The sequence below is a fragment of the Rathayibacter sp. AY2B3 genome, from assembly GCF_002931755.1.
Lineage (GTDB): Bacteria > Actinomycetota > Actinomycetes > Actinomycetales > Microbacteriaceae > Rathayibacter.
Map to the genome: position 1 here is coordinate 44104 of NZ_PSUG01000012.1, position 18524 is coordinate 62627.

Here is an 18524-nt window from a genome sequence, read left to right on the forward strand (position 1 = left end):
CCGGCCGCACGCTGATCGCATGCGCTCCCCCAGCCGCCCCTGTCCGGACGACTCAGCCTCGACGGCCCGCCGCCTCACACCCCACCCGCACCCCACTCCTCCAGCAGCTCCCGCTCCCGCTCCTCGCCCAGCCCGGCGCCGCGTCCCGGCACGTGCGCGGCCGCCGCGTCCCGCAGCGTCTCGGCGAGCTCGCGGCGCTCGAAGCCCGCGGCCTCGGCCCGGGCCGTCGAGCGCGCGTTCATCCCCCTCCAGGCGGGATCCGCGATCCACAGCGGCAGCGAGCCCGGACCCGCCCACTGGCCGACACCGCGCTCGAGCAGCCACTCCTCCGGCACCGCGATCGTCTCGGCGGACGATCCGCCGCGCGCCGCGGCCAGGTGCTCGGCGAACGGCACGGGGGTCCCGCAGATGTTCATCACGCCCTCCACACGCGCCTCGGCGGACGCCACCAGCCAGGCGGCGAGGTCCCGCACGTCGACCACCGATGTCAGCAGGTCGGGCGCGTCCGGCACCAGCACGGGCCCGGACCGCGTGCTGAAGCGCCAGGGCCAGTAGGAGGAGCGGCTCTTCGGGTCGCCGGGGCCGCCGATCAGGCCCGCGCGCGCGATCAGCGACGGCGCGGATCCGGCCAGCACGGCCTGCTCGCAGGCGGCCTTCGCGGCGCCGTACGAGGCGGGGTCGTCGGAGGGAGCGAGCAGCTCCGCGTCCTCGTCCGCTCCGACGACCGTGTTGTCGGCGTAGACGCTCGTGGTCGAGACGAGGAGGTAGGCGCCGCAGCGCAGGTCGCGGACGGATCGGCGGACGTGCTGCGGGGTCGAGGAGACGTCGATCACCGCGTCCCACGGCACCGCAGCCACGGCGTCGAGAGCGTCGTCGCGGTCGCGGTCGGCCCGGACGAGGGACGCCCCCGCCGGCACGGCCGTCCCGCGCACGAGGCAGGTCACGTCGTGGCCGCGCCGCAGCGCCTCCGCCGCGAGGTGCCCGCCGAGCCGGCCCGTGCCTCCGAGGATCAGCGTTCTCATCCCCGCATGCTCGCACGGGCCGCCTCCCGCGAGGCCCGCTGAGGTGCCCGAGAATGTCCCCGAACGGCCGGAAAGGCTGCATTCTCGGGCGACTCACCGCAGTGGGCGCCGGGCGGGCGGATCTCGACGCGACGAATCGGGACGAGCACCTCCACGACGCCGGACCCCGAGCGACCACCTCAGCGAGAACGAACCCGCCCAGGACCCCCCGAACACCCGGCCACCCGAGCCCGCCCGCGTCCTCTGTCCGGAATCGCGCGGGCGGCTCGGGCGCCCGAGCGGCTCACACGACGACGAAGGCGTCCAGGATCAGCGAGTTGCCCGTGGAGGCGGCGTTGCGCTTGCTGCCGCGGCGGATAGTGATGGTGTGCTCGCCGGCGCTGAGGGTGCTGCTGGTGAACACGGTGCGGGCCGAGCGGTTGGTGGCGCTGTAGCGGTCGACGGAGGCGACGAGCACGCCGTCGATCAGGACCTCGTTGATGCCGGAGGTCGGGGTGATCCGGCTCACCCAGCTGACCTTCGTGCCCTGGAAGCGGAGGGTCGCCGAGGCCGTGGAGGTGCTGGAGTACGAGATGCTGCCGCCGCTGTCGGCGGTGCTCGAGAGCGTCGCCCAGGTGCCGACGGTCGCGATGACGGCGGCACCGTTCTGGTACGTCCCCGCCGCCGGCAGCGTCGAGGTCGGGGTGGGCGTGGAAGTGGCCGTCGGGGTCTCGGTCGGAGTGGGAGTGTCGGTGGGCGTCGGCGTGTCCGTCGGTGTGGGCGTGCTGGTCGGCGACGCCGTCGCGGTGGGAGTGGGGGTCGACGTGGAGACGGTCCCGGCGGTCACGACGAAGGCGTCGAGGATCAGCGTGTACCCGGTGGACGCCGGGTTGCGCGTCGTCCCGCGGCGGATCGTGACCGTGTGGGTGCCGGCGGCGATCGGCCCGCTCGTCCAGACCGTCTGACCCGAGCGGGTCGTGGGGCTGTAGCGGTCGACGGTGGCGACGAGGACGCCGTCGAGCAGCACCTCGTTGATGCCGGAGGTCGCCGTCATCCGGCTCACCCAGCTGACGCCCGTGCCCGAGAAGCGGAAGCTCGCGGACGCTCCGGCCGAGCTGGAGTAGCTGATGCTCCCGCCGCTGTCGGCGGAGGAGGAGATCGTGCTCCAGGTGCCCGCGGTCGTGATGAGCGGGGAGTAGTTCTGGTACGTGCCCTCGCCGGGGATCGACGAGGCGGGCTCGTCGGGCAGCGGAACGACCGGCTGCTCCGCGAGCCAGCGGTCGAACGTGTCGAGCATGTCCTTGTTCGTCAGGCTCGGCACGTTGTGGCCGTTCGGAGCGCCGTCGGTGGGCGTGTAGAGGACCGCCGCCTCCTTCGCGACGGGCTTCGCGAGCGCGACCCAGGCCCCTCCGTGCACGGCGATCGGAACGAGGACGTCCTCCGTCGAGCCGGTCGCGCGGATCCGCGCCCCCGCCCACGAGGCCTGCGGCAGCAGCGCGGGGTCGGTCGCCGGGATCGTCGAGGGGTCGTTGTCGTAGTCCGGCAGGACCCGCTCCGGGTCGCGGCGGGCCATGTCGCCCATGTCGTAGACGCCGGCCGCGTGGTACGCGCCGCGGATCTCGGGGACCAGCTTGTTACCGTACGCCCAGCAGAGCAGTGCGCCACCGCCGGAGTTCGAGCGGAGGAAGCTCGCGCCGATCCGCCACGTCTTCTGGAACCAGGCGACCGCGTCCACCTGCATGGCGACGGCCCGCTTGTTCGTGTAGATGCTGCCGCCGTAGTTGGGGCAGATCGAGATGACGCCCTTGTCGACGGCCTGGTCGGCGCTGTACTGGTAGGCGCCGGACAGGGCCGCGTAGGTGCTCCCGTTGGCGTGGTAGTACCAGTAGACGACCCGGCCGATCCGCTGCGAGGGGACCGCGGTGTGCGGGACGAAGAGCCGCGCGCGGTCGGTGCCGATCATCACGTCGATGATCTGGTACGGCTTCTTCCCCACGCGCGAGATCGCCGTGTCGCTGCGCCCGAGCTCGTTGGGCAGCGGCGGGATCACGCTGTAGTCGGGCGCCGCGGACGCGGTCATCGCGTAGGCGAAGGCGGATCCGACGCCGAGGGCGGCTCCGGTGAGGACGAGACGGCGGCTGTGGCGCGCAGGAGAGGACATGGGATCCCGACGTGGAGAGGGCTGCTCGGTCGGCGGAGCCTGACCGGAAGGTGTGAGGGGGGGGTGCTGCGGTCCGGATCGGACCACCGTGGAGGGGGCGCGGTGCGGTCCTTCGGGGGACCGTGCGGGCGGGCAGGCGCGAGTGCATCCTCCCGCGTCCGCCGCGCGACCACCAGACCCGCTTCAGGGACACCCGCGGCGGCGCTCCCACCTGGCGTCGAGCGGCGGAGTACGCGGAGGAGGTCCTGGTGAGAGCGCTATCTCGCGCCACTGCTCTGGAGATGCCCGCCACGGGAGCGGAACCGCATCGTCCCGGTGGCGGGACACACCGGCCGCACCGGGCCGACGCGGATCCGGGCGTCTCACGGCCGCTCCGACAGCCATGCGCACGTCAACACGCCCTCCGGGGCACCCTGGTGAGGGCCCGATTCCTGTGCGCGGGCTGAGCGATGGTTCAGCACACCCTGTCCCCCTTCTGAGCGCCCACCGGATCGGGGGACCGTCGTCTGCCGCCCCTGTCCCGTCTCAGGGGGACAAGGCCCCTCCGAGCCGCGACCTATCGTGATCCCGCTCCACCCGGAAGGCCCGGCGAGGCGCTCCGGGGGGAGGTCGATCCGTGTCGAACGCGCATGCCCGACCGAGCCACGACCGCTCGATCGCCCTCGGCCTCGTCCTGCTCCTGCTCGCCGCCGTCCTCGTGGTCCTGCCGGCGACGAGGGCCGCGGCGGCCACGGTGCTCCTCCAGGAGGGGTTCGGCGGCACGTCCGTCCCGGATCCGGCGTGGCAGGCCCTCGACGGCGGCTGCCTCTCGCGAGCGACGGCCGCGCCCCCGACCGGATCGTCGAACCTCGGCGTCTGCGCCAACCGGATCCAGGCGCCCGCCACCGGGACGACGCCGGGATTCCTCCAGCTCACCGACAACCGGACCAACCTCAAGGGGGGCGCGGTCTTCAACCGTCCGATCCCCTCCGTCGCGGGCCTGGACGTGCAGTTCGACCAGTACCAGTACCAGTCCGTCGCCTCCCTGCAGGGTGCCGACGGGATCGCGTTCTTCCTGACCGACGGCTCCCGGAACCTCACCGCGGCCGGCGCCCCCGGAGGATCGCTGGGATACGGGCAGTCGAGCACCACCGACGGGGTCAACGGCGGCTACCTCGGCATCGGCCTCGACGTCTACGGCAACTTCTCGAGCACGGACGGGGGCCTCGGCGGCACCGGATGCGCCGGCTCCCCTGCACCGCCGGGCCGGTTCGGCGGCCGGATCGTGGCGCGCGGTCCCGGGCAGGACAGGACCGGCTACTGCTACATCCAGGGCAACAACGTCCCGAACGGTCTCGCCGGGCTCCGTCCCCTCGTCAACGTCGGCACCCCGACCGCGCCGGACGCGACGACCGGCCGCACCATCCGCGTGACCGTGTCGCCGGCATCGCCGCCCGTCGTGACCGTCTACTACGGCGCCCGAGCGGGACTGGCCGCCGCCGACCTGACGCAGGCGATGCAGTTCACGATGCCGACGACCGCTCCGTCGACCTACAAGCTCGGCTTCACGGCCTCGACCGGCGGCTCGAGCGACACCCACCTGATCCGGAACGTCTCCGTCTCGTCCGTCACCACGCTCGACGACATCACCCTCGTCAAGCAGATCGACCGCACCACCGCGCAGCCCTCCGCCTACACCGAGGGCGCTGCGATCCCCTACCAGTTCGTCGTGACGAACGGCTCGATCAAGGCGTCGCTCAGCGGGATCGTCGTCACCGACCCGAAGGTCGCGACGATCACCTGCGCGGCCACGACGCTCGCTCCGCTCGCCTCCACGACCTGCACGGGATCCCATACGGTCACGGCAGCGGAGGCGGTCGCCGGCTCCCTCGTCAACACGGCGACGGCCTCGGCGACGCGGACGGCGTCCGGCGAGACGACGACCACCGTCACCAGCCGGACCGCCACCGTCACCGCGCCCATCGCCACCCCCGCTCCCTCCCTCTCGCTCACCAAGACCGCCCTGCTCACCGACACGAACGGCAACGCCCAGGCCGACGCCGGCGAGCAGATCCGCTACTCCTTCCTCGCCCTCAACTCCGGCAACGTCACGCTGCAGACGGTCGCCGTCGCCGACCCGAAGGTCACCGGCATCACGCCCGCCTCGACCCAGCTCGCACCCGGAGCGAGCGCGACCTTCACCTCGGCGCCGTACACGGTGCTGCAGACCGACATCGACAAGGGCACGGCGGTCACCAACACGGCCACGGTCAGCGGGCGCACGCTCGCGGCCTCGCCCGTGGCGGTCTCCGCCTCCTCCACCGCGATCACGCCGATCCGCTACGCGCCCTCGATCTCGCTGGCCAAGACCGGCACGCTCCCGGCCGGGGCCGCGGCCGGCGCGACCCTCTCGTACAGCTTCACCGCGGCCAACACCGGCAACACGGCGCTCACCTCCGTCGCGATCAGCGACCCCAAGAGCGGGCTCTCCGCGCTCGCCTACTCCTGGCCGGGAACCGCCGGACGCCTCGAGATCGGCCAGTCGGTCACCGCGACCGCCTCGTACACGCTCACGCAGGCCGACGTCGACGCGGGCCAGGTCCTCAACACCGCCACCGCGACCGGCACCCCTCCGACCGGCGCCGCCGTCACGGCCACCGCCTCGCGGACGGTGACGATCGCCCGCACGAACGACCTCGCCCTCGTCAAGACCGCGAACCCCGCCTTCATCAGCGCCGCCGGCACCGTGGTGACCTACACCTTCCGCGCGACCAACACCGGCAGCACCACCCTCACCGCGGTCGCGATCAGCGACCCCAAGAGCGGGCTCTCCGCTCTCACCTACTCCTGGCCGGGCACTTCCGGACGACTGCTGCCCGGCCAGGTCGTCACCGCGACCGCCGCCTACACGACCACCGCCGCCGACGTCACCGCCGGCACGATCGCCAACACCGCCACGGCGACGGCGACCGGCCCGACCAGCGGGGCCTTCACCCGCACGGCCTCGGTGAGCATCTCGGTGATCCCCGATCCGGCCGCCGACGCCGCGACGGTCGTGCAGGGCGGCTCGGTCGTGATCGACGTGCTCGCGAACGACGGGCCCGCCGCGACCGGCGCGACCTTCTCGCGCGCTCAGCTCTCGGCGACGCCGAAGGCGATCGGAGGCGCGGCGGCACCCGCCCCCGCCACTCCCGTGCAGGGAGCCGTGTCCTGCGTCGCGAGCGGAGCGACCCGCGGCCAGTGCACCTACCGCCCGATCGCCGCCTTCGTCGGCACCGACGTCTTCGACTACTCCCTCTCGGGCCAGTACGGCACCTGGAACGTGCGGGTCACGGTCACCGTCACAGCGCTCAACCGCGCGCCGGTCGCCCGGCCCGACCGCGTGGTCGCGACCACCGGCGGCCCCGTCGTCACCGTCGCTCCGCTCGCGAACGACACCGACGAGGACGCGGGCACGACCCTCTCCCTGGCCGGGACGAGCGTCCCTGCCGGGCTGCGCGGCAGCTTCTCCTGCTCCGGATCCACGTGCACCTACACTCCCGCGGCCGACGGCTGGACCGGCAGCGCGACGATCGCGTACACCGTCTCGGACGGGGCGCTCACGGCGGGCAGCACGATCACGGTCTGGGTCGATCCGGCGCCGCTCGTCCGGCGGGGATTCTCCGGCACCGGCACCACGAGCGGAGCGGTCGGGCTCGGCGCCTGGACCGGTTCCTCCGTGGTCGCGACGCCCGTCGCGAGCTGCACGGCCGGTCGGCCGAGCACCCTCGTGAGCTGGTCGGCCGCCGCCGGAGCGACCGGGTGGACCCTGGAGCGCCGCCTCGCCGGGACGACGCCCGGACCGTGGACCGTGATCGCGGCACCCGCCGCCTCCGCGACGAGCTTCACGGACGACCGGGTCGGCGAGGGCCGCAGCTACCAGTGGCGGGTCCGCCCGGATCTACAGCGCTGGCTCGGAGTCGCCTCCGCCGCCTCGACCGCCGTCGCCCAGCCGGCCGTCACCACCGCCGGAGGCTGCTGATGCCTCCCCCTCGACACCCCTCTCGTCCTGCACGTGTCCTCGTGAGGGAGACCACGCCCGCACCGGGCACCACCCACCAGAAAGGAACGGTCGCCATGACCACCACAGCACCCACCCGTCGCAGCCCCTGGAAGAAGATCGCCCTCACCGGCGGCGTCCTCCTCGCCGCGGGAGCCCTCGCCGGCGCCGGCGCGTTCGCCGTGTTCACCGACTCCGGGACCGCCGTCGGCAACGTCGACGCCGGCCAGACCGACATCGCGGTCACCGGAGCGTTCACCGTCGCGAACATCGCGCCCGGCGACACCGTCCAGCGCCCGATCAAGCTCGTCCTGCCGAACGCGACCAACGACGGCGACCTCGTCTCGTCGGTGCGCTTCTACCAGGACGTCACCAACGACGTCGTCGGCTCGGACACCACCGACCCGGGCCGCGTCGGCGCGTCCCTCGTCACCGGCGCGAACGGCCTCGACTACCGCCTGCTGACCTGCTCCACCGCCTGGGTCCCCGCCGCCGCTCCCGCGGAGGCCGGCCCCTACACCTGCGCGGGCACGCAGACCGTCACCGGCACCGGCAAGCTCTCGACCATCGGCGGAGTCGCCAACGCGGCGAACTTCACCCCGGCGAACTTCGGCATCACCCCCACCGCGACCGGGACCTTCCCCTCGGACGCCGGTGACGTGACGCTGAACACGCTGATCGAGCTCGTCCTGCCGACCGCGGCCGACAACGCGTACGAGAACGCCTCCGCCACGGTCACCTTCACCGCCGCCGCGATCCAGCGCGCCGGCATCCAGAAGTAGACCGTCCCCCACCGCCTCCGCCCTGCCCGGCCGCCGCCGGCGCGGGGCGGAGGCATCCCCCTTCTCCCGGAGTCGTCCCCATGCCCCACGCCCGCGCGCTCGTCGCCGTCCTCGCGGCGGTGCTCCTCGCCCCTGCGGCGAGCGCCGAGCCCGTCGGAGTGCTCGACGTGCGCGAGCTCTCGGCACCCGGGTCCCTCACCGACCTCGCTCCGGGCGACCGCGCCGAGTGGGCGGTCGAGGCGACCAGCACCGGCCTGTCGCCGGAGGGGGTCTCCGTGGCCTTCGCGGTCGACGGAGGGACGCTGGCTCAGGACCCGCGCGACGGCCTCCAGCTGTCCGTCGAGCTCTGCGACTCGGCGTTCACCGTCGCCGAGGTCGTCGACGGCGCTCGCACGGTCGAGCGCTACCTCTGCCCCGGTGACGCGGTGCCGCTCGGATCCGGACCCGCGGCGACGCTCGGACGGCTCGACGGCGTGCGTCCGCTCGAGCCCGGGTCCACCGTGGGCGTGCGCGTCCGCGTCCTGTTCCCGGAGTCGGCCGGCAACGGGTCCGAGCTCGCGGCGGCGTCGCTGCGGGTGCTCGTGGGCACGACGGAGGAGGATCCCTCCGCGGCGCCCGGCCCCGGCTCCTTCCCGGGTGCGGCGGGCGGCGGGCTGGCCGTCACCGGCCGCGACCTGGGTGCTGCGCTCCTGGGCGGGATGCTCGCCCTCGGCTCGGGCGTCCTGCTCGCCGCGGCCGCGCGCCGTCGTCACCGGAGGGAGCAGGCGTGAAGGCCCTCCGCGCTCTCCTCGGCGGCCTGGTCACGATCGTGGCCGTCGCAGGCATCACCGTCTTCGTCCTCTCCGCCCTCGGTCTCGTGCGGCTCGTTCCGGTGCTGTCGAATTCGATGGCACCCGGGATGCCGGTCGGCTCCCTCGCCGTCACCCTGCCCGTCGACCAGGCCGCGATCCGCGCCGGCGACGTCATCGTCTTCACCGACCCCGACGATCCGGGCCGCCGCGTCATCCACCGCGTCACCCTCGTCTACTCCGAGGAGGAGGCGGCCGCCCTCCGCGGCCGCGAGCCCGGCCAGCTGGCGCTCACCACCAAGGGCGACAACAACGAGTCGGCCGACCCGTGGATCGTGACGATCGCGGACGAGCGGATCTGGCGCGAGAGCTCGGTGGTGCCGCTGCTGGGCTGGCCGAGCATCGGCCTCGCCCACCCGGAGGCGCGGTTCTTGCTCTTCGCCGCGGGCGGCGCGGTCGTCGTGGGCGCGCTCCTGATCGCCATCTGGCGCCGCCCCGCGGAGGTCGCCCCGTGAGCGGCGCGCACCGCTCCACCGACGGGACGCCGCCCCCGGAGCCGCAGCGTCCTCCGGTCGAGCACGGCCGGCACAGCGCACGCCCCTCCGGCCGCGACCGCGGAGCGCCGCGCCACTCCCCCGACGTCCGCCGCCGCGTGGTCTCGCGCGCCGGTCTCACGGGCATCATCGCCGGCGCGCTCGTCCTCGGCGCCGCCGCCACTGCGACCGCCGTGTTCCTCGACCGCGCCTCCGTGAGCGCACGGGTCGCCTCCGGCACCGTCATCGCGAGTCTCTCCGGTACCGGAGCGACCACCGTGCCGGTCCCCGTCGCGGGCCTCGTCCCCGGCGGCACGGCCCGGCGCCTCCTCGACCTGACCAACGCCGGCACCCTGCCGATGTCGGCCCTTGAGCTGCAGACCACGACCGGCACCGACCTCTCGGACGGCCTGCAGCTCGTGATCGAGCGCTGCACGCAGTCCTGGTCGGCCGATGCCGCGACCTGCCCCGGCACGGTCACCACCGTCTCGGCCGACCGGCCCGCCACCTCCCGGCTCGACCTGCCCGGCTCCCCCGCCCTCGCCGTCGGCGCGACCGACCACCTCCGCCTGACCGTGCGCCTGTCGGACTCGTCCCCGTCCGCCGCGCAGAGCACCTCCGCGACGCTGACCGTCACCGTCGTGGGCGTGCAGCGGCCGGGCCGCCAGCTGTAGGGCACGGTCGGCTCACTCGGCGGCGGCGAGTCCGACGGAGTCGCACAGCGCGTCCGCGTCGCTCGCCTCACCGGGCAGCACCACCGCCAGGCCGTCACCCTGACGGCAGGCCACCAGCGGCGGGACGGGCCTGCGCACCCCCCGCTCCGCAGCCGCGTTCGCCGCGGCGCGGTCGAGCTCGAAGCCGCCGTCCTCCCAGACGCCGGCGCAGAGACCGACCGCGGTCTCCGCCGACAGGGGCGCACCCTCCTCCAGGGGCTGCCCGTCCTGGTCGAGGAGGGACTCGGACACCTCCCCCACCAGGCCGGTGTCCACCGGTCCTCCAGCGCCTCGGGCACCCGCCTCGAGGGAGGCGGTCGGGTAGCAGCGCGCCCCGATCTGCGTGAGTGCAGGGGGAGTGAGCACCGCGGCACCCGCTGCGAGGAGCACGCCCCCGGCGAGGGCACCGGTCACCGCGACCACGGTGCGGCGACGACGGATCGCTCGGCGGTCGTTCCGCATTCTCCCGAGCACACGCTCTCGGACGAGCAGCGCGCGATCGCGTCCGGGGTAGTCGTCCGTGTTCACAGGGCACCTCTCACGTAGTCGTCGTCCCGGATCCTCCGGCGGAGGCGGGAGAGTCTGTTGCGGACCACCGAGGTGGTCACGTCCAGTTCGGCGGCGGCCTCGTCGTAGCCGAGCCCGCGCTCGAGGCATGCCGCGTAGATCCTCCGGTCGAGCTCGGGGAGCGCGGCGACGACCGCATCGACCGATCGGAGCAGCGCGGCCACCTCCGCCGCTCGCTCCGGCCCGTCGACGGTGGGCCCGTCGAGCACGTCGGCCCCGCTCGCGAGCGGCCTCCGAGAGCCTGCTCGGTTCTCGTTCATGGTCAGGTTCCGTGCGGTCACCATCAGCCACGGCAGAAGCGAGTCGCCCGCGATCCTCACCAGGTCGCGCTTTCTCCAGAGCACGATGAACGCCTCCTGCACCACGTCGTCGACGGCCGAGGCATCCGTCACCCGGCTGCCCACCAGCCGGAACACCGCCGGCGCGTGGCGGTCGTACAGCGCCCGCATCGCGGCCTCACCTCCGCTGCCGGCGAGCCGTCGGAGCAGCTCCCGATCCTCGACCTCGTCCGTCATGTGCGCCCGTCCTGCTCCCCCGTGCCCTGCCCGGCTCGGTCCGCCGGCGGCCGGTCGGCGATTCACCCTGCCGCGGCCCTCACGGAGAAGTCTCCGGAGGCGAGGATTCGTCTCGAAACAGTTGCAGGACATGACGATATGTCGGATGCTGGCTGCGGGTCCCGCCGACCCGACATCATCCGACACTCTTCAGACGGGACCATTCATGCCGATCATCACCCGACGCTTCCCCCTCACCGCCCGCGGCAGCTTCTCGCTCGTCGCCGGAGCGGTGTTCTGCATCGCTGCAGCATCTCCCGACTCCGCCAGGCTTCCCGAGGACTGCTCGATGCTGGTCGAGACCGGGCAGACGGTCTGTGTGGACCGCGGGGAGGACCTCGACGCCGCCGTACTCGCCCGGACCGGTCGCGTGGTCGTCGAGACCTCGCTCGACGACCCCTCGACGTCGAAGGCCGCGACGTCGCCGCTGAGCCTCGCCGACTCCCAGTACGTCCTCGGGTACGTCTACGACGACATCGACTTCGGAGGCGACAGCTTCAGGTTCACGACCTGGGATTCTGCGCTCTGCAGCCCCGGCAAGCGCTACGGGACAAGCTCGCTCCGTTCCATCGGATGGAACGACCGTTTGAGCTCGTTCTCCGGTCGCAACGGCTGCCTCGGCACGATCTTCATGGACGACGACTACTCGGGAGGCTCGTTCGGGCCGGTCGGAAGCGCCGCCTGGGTCGGTGATTCCTTCAACGACAAGGCGTCGTCGATCCAGTGGGCGCGCTGACGCAGCGCTGAGGTGCCCGAGACGGTCGGCGACACGCCGGAGCGTGCGACCATCTCGGGCACCTCAGCGCGAGGGTGCCGGCGGGGCTACTCCCAGAAGCCCCGGTGCGCGCCCGAGGCCTCCTCCTCGAGGTGCGGGCCGCAGACGACGATGGAGCGCTGACCGCGGGCGAACACCTCGCGGCACGGGAGCGAGAAGGTCGGGTTCTCGGGGTGGTCGCCCGTGAGCTCCAGGAGGCGGTGCTCGGAGAGGGCGTAGACCACGCGGTCCACGCCGGTCCAGTAGACGGCGCCCGAGCACATCGCGCAGGGCTCCGCGCTCGTGTAGAGGGTGCCGCCCGACATCCCCTCGGCCCCGAGCTCGCGGTACGCGGCGGCGACCGCGCGCAGCTCGGCGTGCTGGGTGGGATCGCCCTCCGGCGGGAGGGAGTTGTTGCCGGCCTCGGCGACGACGCGGCCGGCGGCGTCGACCACCAGGGCCGCGAAGGGGTGCCTGCCCTCGGCACGGGAGCGCTCGGCGGCGGAGATGCTGCGGCGCAGGAACGCGAGGTCGTCGGTGCTGAGCTCGGTCATCGTGTCCTCCGCCTGTGTACAAGTCGTCGATCCGACGTCGAGGGGGAGCATACGGTCACGGAAGTCCTCCGCCGAGGTGCCCGGGACGGTCGTCGACACCCCCGAGCGGACAGCTATCCCGGGCACGTCAGCGCCCACTACTCGCGCAGGGCCTCTACGGCCTCGTGGAAGCTCGTCACGTCCGCCCGCACCCCGTCCGGCCCCAGCACCGTCCAGGTCGTGCCTGTGCGGATCAGCACGCCCAGCTCCTCGGCGGGCCGACGGCGGGTGCGTCGCAGCTCGAGCACGAAGACTCCGGGACGCGCCTCTCTGATCTCGGGAGTGCGCCGGTCGGGCAGCATCACGAGTCCTCCCCGAGGGTCAGCGGTAGACGCTCCACTCCTTCTTCACGATCCGGCGCTCCTCGCCGTCGACCGCGACGATCCACTCGCCGTCCTTCTTGGCCACGACCCGTCCGCGCAGGTACTGCGGCTCCCAGCCGTCGGCCTTGTTGACCCACTTCACGAATCGCGCGAACCGTCCCGGTGCCACGTCGTCTCTGGACATCTCCCGACTCCCCTCGTCGTCACCGGCACGACCATCGACCTCCGTCAGGAGAGCACCTCGCCCAGCGCGAGGAGGACCTCTCCTGTGAGGTCTCGAAGCCGGTACACCGACGGTAGAACGTGCTGCTGGAAGTGGACGAGACCGTTGACTGATCGACGATCGTCTGGCAAAGGGTCAGGAGTCGAACAGCACGTGCGGCCGTCCGGCGTCGACGATCACGCGAGCGCGCACGCCGTAGACGTCCGCGATCAGCGCCGGAGTGAGCACCTCCGCCGGGGTGCCGCCCGCCACCACGCGCCCCTCGCGCAGCACCAGCAGCGCGTCGCAGAAGAGGGCCGCGAGGTTGAGGTCGTGCATCGCCACGACCGTGGTCACCGGCAGCGCCCGCACCAGGGCCAGCAGCTCCAGCTGATGGCGGATGTCGAGGTGGTTGGTCGGCTCGTCCAGCAGCAGCTCGCGCGGCTCCTGCGCGAGCGCCCGAGCGATGTGCGCGCGCTGCCGCTCGCCGCCCGAGAGGGTGTGCCAGAGGTGGTCGGCCTTCGCCTCGAGGCCGACCTGCTCGAGGGCGCGGTCGATCGCGCGCAGGTCCTCGGCCGTGTCTGCGCCCAGGAGGGAGCGGTGCGGGGTGCGCCCGAGCCGGACGACGTCGCGGACGGGGAGGTCCGCCTCCGTCTCGGCCTGCTGCGTCACCGTGGCCACGGCCCGGGCGACCTCGCGGCGGCGGAGCGAGCGGAGCGGCGCGCCGTCGAGGGTGACGACGCCGGCGTCCGGAGCCGCGGTGCCCTGCAGCAGCCGCAGCAGCGACGACTTGCCCGAGCCGTTGGGCCCGAGCAGTCCGACGGTCGAGCCGGGAGCGGGGCTGAGCGAGACGCCGTCGACCACCAGGCGGCCGCCCCGGCGCCACGAGACCCGGTCGGCCTCGAGCGTCACGAGCGGCCTCTCCGCCGCAGGAGCAGCAGCATGAACACCGGCACGCCGACGAGTGCCGTGCCGACCCCCACCGGCAGCGGAGTCGGCGCGAACGCCACCCGCGACCCGGCGTCGACCCACACCAGGAACACCGCGCCGAGCAGGATCGTCGCCGGGATCACCCGCGAGTGCCGCTGCCCGAACACGAGTCGCGCGGCGTGCGGCAGCACCAGCCCCACGAAGCCGATCGCGCCGGCGATGCTCACCAGGGTCGCCGTCAGCAGGGCCGTCACCACCAGCAGGAGGAGGCGGGTACGGCCCACGTGCACGCCGAGCGACGCGGCCACGTCCTCCCCGAAGGCGAACGCGTCGAGCGTCCGGGCTGCGGCGAGGCAGACCACGGAGCCGAGCAGCACGACTCCTCCACTCAGCGCCACGTCGTCCCAGCGCATGCCCTCGAGGGAGCCGAGCAGCCAGAACATCACGCCGCGCGTCTCGTCCGAGTCGGCGAGCGCGAACACGATCAGCGAGGTCAGCGCCGAGAACAGCTGCGTGCTCGCCACCCCCGCCAGGATCACGCCCGAGGTGCCGCCCGCCGAGAACCGCGTGAGCAGCAGCACGAAGGCGAAGGCGACGAGCGCGCCGACGAAGGCGCCTCCGGAGAGCCCGACCACTCCTCCGCCGACCCCGAGCACGCCGACGAGCACAGCACCCGTGGACGCTCCGGAGGAGACGCCCAGCACGAACGGGTCGGCGAGCGGATTCCGCAGCAGCGACTGCAGGATCACTCCGCACACGCCGAGCCCCGCCCCGCACGCCGCGGCCACCAGCGCGCGCGGGAGACGCTCCTGCCAGACGATCGCGTCCTCGGCCGCACGCACCGGAACGGAGGCGAGCCCGAGGTGGTTGAGGAGGATGTCGCGGACGTTCACGAGCGAGACGTCGGCCGGGCCGAGCGTCACCGCGACGCCGACCGAGAGCGCCAGCGCGAGCAGCCCGCCGAGGACCAGCGCCGCGGCGACCAGACCCCGCGGCACCCGGCGGACGAGGACCGTGCTCAGAGCGAGGCCCCGTTCTCGTCCCACCAGGCGCGGATCTTCTCGAGGCCGTCGACGAAGCGGATCGACGGGTTCAGCTCGGCGCCGTGCAGCGAGATGAAGCGGCCGTCCTGCACCGCGGGCAGGCTGCTGGTCAGCGGGTCCGAGCGGAGGAACGCGGTCTTGTCGTCGAGCCGGTCGCCGGGGAAGCGGTCGCGCTGCAGGTCGCCGAGGACCAGCACGTCCGGGTCGGCCGCGACGACGCTCTCCCAGCCCACGGCCGCCCAGTCGTCGGTCCGGTCGGCGAAGACGTTGGTCATGCCGGTCGTGGTGCCCAGCATCGAGGCGAAGTTGTAGCCGCCGGCCATGTAGGGCGTCCTGGTGTCCGCGAACCAGAAGGCGACGCTCCGGCCGCCGAAGTCGACTCCCTCCGTGGCGACCGCGGCGCGCGCCTGCAGCTGCGCGACCAGGGCGTCGCCGCGCTCCTGCACGTCGAACACCTCGGCGAGCTCGTGGATCTCCTGGTAGAGGTCGTCGACGGTGAGCGGGACCGTGCGCGTGCCGCTCCCGCCGTTGACGCTCTCTCCGCCGTCGCAGTCGGTGGGAGAGAGGTAGGAGCCGATGCCCGTCTCGGCGAGGCGCTCGCGCGAGGCGACCCCCTCGGGGGCGTAGTGGCGGCCGAAGGAGGCGGTGACGAAGTCGGGGTCGGCGCCGAGCAGCACCTCGTAGGTGGGCGCGTTGTCGGCCAGGCGCGGCACGCTCTCGTTCGCGGAGGCGAGGGTCTCGAGCACCGGGTCGGTCCAGGAGGCGGTGCCGACCATCCGGTCCTCCAGGCCGAGCGAGAGCAGGATCTCGGTCGAGTCCTGATCGAGGGAGACGACCCGCTGCGGAGGGGCGGTGACGGTGGTGCTCGTGCCGCAGTTCTCGACGGTCAGCGGGTAGGAGGTCGTGCCCTCCCCCGCGGCAGCCGTGCTCTCGGGCTCGATCTGCTCCGAGGCGCCGCAGCCGGTGAGGGCGAGCAGGGTCACGGCGGCGAGGGCGAGGGCGGCGGGGCGCCGGCGGTGCGTGGACATGGATCTCCCGTGGTTCGTGGGGCGTCGTTCGTCGGCGGGCAGCACCCCGGTGCGGCGCGGAGCCTCCGGGGTGGCGCGGAGCCCGGGTAAGCATAGCCTTACCTCACCTCGACCCGTCCGGTCGCGCCAGTCGATCCGCGCCACGTGCCCTCGGCCCGACCGCCGACGACTCCGCAGACGTCGCCGTGGGCGCGCGCGTGCACGGCGACGTCCGGGTTCTCGCCGCGCTCGGAGAACCCCGAACGGACGAGTAAGCGGACACCTGTCGCGCACCTCGCCTCCGCAGCCCCCAACCGGGTGGACAGCACCCCGGACACGGTTCCCCTGGGGGCGAGAGAGCGCGATCCTGGACACCGACGATCGCCGGCACCCGCCCCACCGCCCGCCGACCGTCACGGAAGGATCCTGTTGCCCCGCCACTCCGCCCGCACCGCCCCCTCCGGCCGGTCCGCGCTGGTGCGCAAGGCCGACGCCTCCGGCTACCGGCCCGAGATCGAGGGACTGCGCGCCGTCGCGTCCCTCCTGGTCGCGACGTTCCACATCTGGCTGGGCCGCGTCTCCGGAGGCGTCGACGTCTTCTTCGTGGTCGCCGGGTTCCTCACCACCCTCACCCTCCTCGGCCAGATCCGCCGGTTCGGACGCGTCCGTCCGATCGCCTTCCTCCGGAGGCTCGCCTCGCGGCTCTTCCCGGCGGCCGCGGTGGTGCTGGTCGTCGTCGCGGCGCTCGCTCCGCTCCTCCTGCGCCCCTCGCAGCTGCTGCAGACCTTCACCGAGGTGCTCGCCTCGACGTTCTCCGTCGAGAACGTCGCGCTCGCGCGGGCCGGAGTGGACTACCTCGCGCAGGACGACTTCCACTCGCCGGTGCAGAACCTCTGGGCGATGTCGGTGCAGGGGCAGTTCTACCTGATCTGGCTCGCCCTGGTGCTCGTCGCGACCCTCGCCGCCGTGCTGCTGCGGCGCCGCGCGCACCTGCCGCGGTTCCTGCTGGCGCTCGTCGCGGCGCTCACCGTCCTCTCGTTCGCGTTCTCCGTCGTTCTGGTCGGGATCGACCAGCCGACCGCTTACTACAGCACCCTCGCCCGGTCGTGGGAGTTCGGGCTCGGCTCGCTCGCGGCCCTCGTGCTCCCGGGCCTGTCGATCCCGGCGGCCCTGAGGACGGTCGCCGGCTGGCTGGGGCTGATCGGAGTCGTCTCCTGCGGATTCGTGCTCCAGGTCTCGAGCGCGTTCCCGGGCGCCGCGGCACTCTGGCCGACCCTCTCGGCGGTGCTCGTCCTCGTCGCCGGGACCGGCCCCGCCCCGGAGCGCGGAGTCGGCCGGCTGCTGGCCCTGCGCCCGCTCGTGCGGCTGGGCGGCCTGAGCTACGGGCTCTATCTCTGGCACTGGCCGCTCCTGGTCTTCTGGCGTGAGAGCACCGGCGAGGACCCGACCGCGTCGACCGGCGTGGGCATCATCGCGGCGGCGGTCCTCCTCGCCGCCGCTTCGAAGCGCTTCCTCGAGGACCCCCTCCACCGCCGCGCCCCCGCCGAGCACCCGCACCGCCTCCGCGCGCTCGCCCCGGCGGCCCTGCTGGCCGTCGCCGCCCTGGTCGGGGTGACGGGCCTCACCGGCACGAACGCCGCGATCGCCGCCGACCTCACCCGCGCGCACGCACTCCCCGTCTCGACCGAGGGCTGCGTGGGAGCCGCGGCGCTCGCGAACTCCTGCCCGGACTCCTGGACCACGAGCCTGCCCGCCGTCGACGCCTCGGAGGACGGCTCCGTGCTGAACACCGACGAGTGCAGCACCGGCAACTCCGGCACCGAGCTCAAGGAGTGCCGCTTCGGCGATCCGGCCGGCCTCCGCGTGCTGCTCATCGGCAACTCGCACGCGGCGTCCTTCTTCCCGGCGCTGCGCGGCGTGGCGGAGGAGCGCGGCTGGGATCTGCACACCTACTACAAGACGGGCTGCGTCTTCTCGACCGCCGAGCGGCGCGACGACTCCGCCTCCGCCCACCGCTCCTGCGACGTCTGGAACGAGAAGCTGCAGGGGGAGCTCGCGGGCCAGGACCCGTACGCGCTCGTGGTCACGGCCTACTCCGCGAAGAAGTCCGTGTTCGTCGACGCGTCCGGCACCCCCGACGAGCAGGCCGGGATCGACGGGTTCCACGAGTCGTGGGCGCCGCTGATCGCCCGCGGATCCACGGTGGTCGCGATCCGCGACAATCCGGTGCTGCCCTCGCTCGCCCTGCTGGCCTGCGCCGAGAAGCCGGGCTCCGCGGACGACTGCAGCGTGCCTCTCGACGAGGCCTTCGCCGACCGCGAGCTGATGGCCGCGGCGGCCGAGGGCTGGCCCGGTGCGGCCACGGTCGACCTCACCCGCTGGTTCTGCGACGACCGCGGCTGCCCCCTCGTGATCGGCGGAGTGAAGGTGTACCGCGACCTCGGGCACCTCACCGAGTCGTACGCCCGGACCCTGACGCCCTACCTCGGGGAGGCGCTGGACCCGCTGGTCGGCTGAGGGCGCTCGCGCTCTCCTCCGAACGCATGCAAGACTGT

At 73.4% G+C, this 18524-nt stretch carries 17 protein-coding genes; 7 read left to right on the forward strand and 10 right to left on the reverse strand.

Translation table 11 applies throughout. The features are described 5' to 3' along the window. Positions 1-74: 74 nt before the first annotated feature. Positions 75-1022, reverse strand: coding sequence for an NAD-dependent epimerase/dehydratase family protein (locus C5C24_RS05820; protein ID WP_104304519.1), 948 nt, complete (start codon positions 1020-1022; stop codon positions 75-77). A gap of 283 nt (positions 1023-1305) precedes the next feature. Next, the gene (locus tag C5C24_RS17880; RefSeq protein ID WP_181135487.1) at positions 1306-3162 is read right to left on the reverse strand and encodes a hypothetical protein; all 1857 of its coding nucleotides are present in this window, start codon (positions 3160-3162) and stop codon (positions 1306-1308) included. A 616-nt stretch (positions 3163-3778) separates the two neighbouring features. Here C5C24_RS17880 and C5C24_RS05830 point away from each other — a divergent pair. The 5 genes from C5C24_RS05830 to C5C24_RS05850 all read left to right on the forward strand — a co-directional run bounded on the left by C5C24_RS05830 (position 3779) and on the right by C5C24_RS05850 (position 9957). Beyond that, positions 3779-7162, forward strand: coding sequence for an Ig-like domain-containing protein (locus C5C24_RS05830; RefSeq protein WP_104304520.1), 3384 nt, complete (start codon positions 3779-3781; stop codon positions 7160-7162). Positions 7163-7257: 95 nt separating this feature from the next. After that, positions 7258-7962 (forward strand): TasA family protein, encoded by a 705-nt coding sequence (locus C5C24_RS05835; RefSeq protein WP_104282261.1) that lies wholly within the window; start codon positions 7258-7260, stop codon positions 7960-7962. A gap of 80 nt (positions 7963-8042) precedes the next feature. After that, on the forward strand, positions 8043-8732 hold the full coding sequence (locus C5C24_RS05840) for a sortase (protein ID WP_104304521.1): 690 nt from the start codon (positions 8043-8045) through the stop codon (positions 8730-8732). Continuing rightward, the gene (locus tag C5C24_RS05845; protein ID WP_104304522.1) at positions 8729-9265 is read left to right on the forward strand and encodes a signal peptidase I; all 537 of its coding nucleotides are present in this window, start codon (positions 8729-8731) and stop codon (positions 9263-9265) included. The genes C5C24_RS05840 and C5C24_RS05845 overlap by 4 nt, the downstream gene beginning before the upstream one ends. Further along, positions 9262-9957, forward strand: a complete 696-nt coding sequence (locus tag C5C24_RS05850; RefSeq protein ID WP_104304523.1) for a peptidase — start codon at positions 9262-9264, stop codon at positions 9955-9957. The genes C5C24_RS05845 and C5C24_RS05850 overlap by 4 nt, the downstream gene beginning before the upstream one ends. A gap of 12 nt (positions 9958-9969) precedes the next feature. Here C5C24_RS05850 and C5C24_RS05855 read toward each other — a convergent pair whose 3' ends face one another. Both C5C24_RS05855 and C5C24_RS05860 read right to left on the reverse strand, forming a co-directional pair. Further along, positions 9970-10458: a hypothetical protein gene (locus C5C24_RS05855; RefSeq protein ID WP_146082532.1), complete on the reverse strand. Its 489-nt coding sequence runs from the start codon at positions 10456-10458 to the stop codon at positions 9970-9972. Between the two features lie 62 nt (positions 10459-10520). Beyond that, entirely contained in the window at positions 10521-11078 is a 558-nt protein-coding gene (locus tag C5C24_RS05860) for an RNA polymerase sigma factor (protein WP_181110079.1), read from the reverse strand. Positions 11079-11283: 205 nt separating this feature from the next. On the opposite strand from C5C24_RS05860, the gene C5C24_RS05865 reads away from it, so the two are divergent. Then, positions 11284-11853 carry a hypothetical protein gene (locus C5C24_RS05865; RefSeq protein ID WP_104275815.1) on the forward strand — a complete coding sequence of 190 codons (570 nt, stop codon included), beginning with the start codon at positions 11284-11286 and terminating at the stop codon, positions 11851-11853. Positions 11854-11939: 86 nt separating this feature from the next. On the opposite strand, the gene C5C24_RS05870 is transcribed toward C5C24_RS05865, so the two are convergent. From C5C24_RS05870 to C5C24_RS05895, 6 genes are all read right to left on the reverse strand, one after another. Continuing rightward, complete coding sequence (locus C5C24_RS05870) at positions 11940-12425, reverse strand: nucleoside deaminase (RefSeq protein WP_104304524.1); 486 nt, start codon at positions 12423-12425, stop codon at positions 11940-11942. A gap of 137 nt (positions 12426-12562) precedes the next feature. Next, positions 12563-12769, reverse strand: coding sequence for a hypothetical protein (locus tag C5C24_RS05875; protein ID WP_160035656.1), 207 nt, complete (start codon positions 12767-12769; stop codon positions 12563-12565). Positions 12770-12785: 16 nt separating this feature from the next. Next, on the reverse strand, positions 12786-12971 hold the full coding sequence (locus C5C24_RS05880; RefSeq protein ID WP_104223398.1) for a hypothetical protein: 186 nt from the start codon (positions 12969-12971) through the stop codon (positions 12786-12788). 174 nt (positions 12972-13145) lie between these two features. Beyond that, positions 13146-13901 (reverse strand): ABC transporter ATP-binding protein, encoded by a 756-nt coding sequence (locus C5C24_RS05885; RefSeq protein WP_104304525.1) that lies wholly within the window; start codon positions 13899-13901, stop codon positions 13146-13148. Further along, positions 13898-14965 carry a FecCD family ABC transporter permease gene (locus C5C24_RS05890; RefSeq protein WP_374953944.1) on the reverse strand — a complete coding sequence of 356 codons (1068 nt, stop codon included), beginning with the start codon at positions 14963-14965 and terminating at the stop codon, positions 13898-13900. The genes C5C24_RS05885 and C5C24_RS05890 overlap by 4 nt, the downstream gene beginning before the upstream one ends. Continuing rightward, positions 14938-15990 (reverse strand): ABC transporter substrate-binding protein, encoded by a 1053-nt coding sequence (locus tag C5C24_RS05895; RefSeq protein WP_104304526.1) that lies wholly within the window; start codon positions 15988-15990, stop codon positions 14938-14940. The genes C5C24_RS05890 and C5C24_RS05895 overlap by 28 nt, the downstream gene beginning before the upstream one ends. A gap of 408 nt (positions 15991-16398) precedes the next feature. Between C5C24_RS05895 and C5C24_RS05900 the strand changes: the two genes are divergently transcribed. Then, positions 16399-18486 (forward strand): acyltransferase family protein, encoded by a 2088-nt coding sequence (locus C5C24_RS05900; protein WP_181135488.1) that lies wholly within the window; start codon positions 16399-16401, stop codon positions 18484-18486. The last annotated feature ends 38 nt before the right edge of the window (positions 18487-18524 follow it).

Excerpts from the sequence above, each read along its gene's own strand:
- C5C24_RS05820 (WP_104304519.1), bottom strand. The coding sequence starts at position 1,022 with ATGAGAACGCTGATCCTCGGAGGCACGGGCCGGCTCGGCGGGCACCTC.
- C5C24_RS17880 (WP_181135487.1), bottom strand. The coding sequence starts at position 3,162 with ATGTCCTCTCCTGCGCGCCACAGCCGCCGTCTCGTCCTCACCGGAGCC.
- C5C24_RS05835 (WP_104282261.1), top strand. The coding sequence starts at position 7,258 with ATGACCACCACAGCACCCACCCGTCGCAGCCCCTGGAAGAAGATCGCC.
- C5C24_RS05840 (WP_104304521.1), top strand. The coding sequence starts at position 8,043 with ATGCCCCACGCCCGCGCGCTCGTCGCCGTCCTCGCGGCGGTGCTCCTC.
- C5C24_RS05855 (WP_146082532.1), bottom strand. The coding sequence starts at position 10,458 with ATGCGGAACGACCGCCGAGCGATCCGTCGTCGCCGCACCGTGGTCGCG.
- C5C24_RS05860 (WP_181110079.1), bottom strand. The coding sequence starts at position 11,078 with ATGACGGACGAGGTCGAGGATCGGGAGCTGCTCCGACGGCTCGCCGGC.
- C5C24_RS05865 (WP_104275815.1), top strand. The coding sequence starts at position 11,284 with ATGCCGATCATCACCCGACGCTTCCCCCTCACCGCCCGCGGCAGCTTC.
- C5C24_RS05870 (WP_104304524.1), bottom strand. The coding sequence starts at position 12,425 with ATGACCGAGCTCAGCACCGACGACCTCGCGTTCCTGCGCCGCAGCATC.
- C5C24_RS05880 (WP_104223398.1), bottom strand. The coding sequence starts at position 12,971 with ATGTCCAGAGACGACGTGGCACCGGGACGGTTCGCGCGATTCGTGAAG.
- C5C24_RS05895 (WP_104304526.1), bottom strand. The coding sequence starts at position 15,990 with ATGTCCACGCACCGCCGGCGCCCCGCCGCCCTCGCCCTCGCCGCCGTG.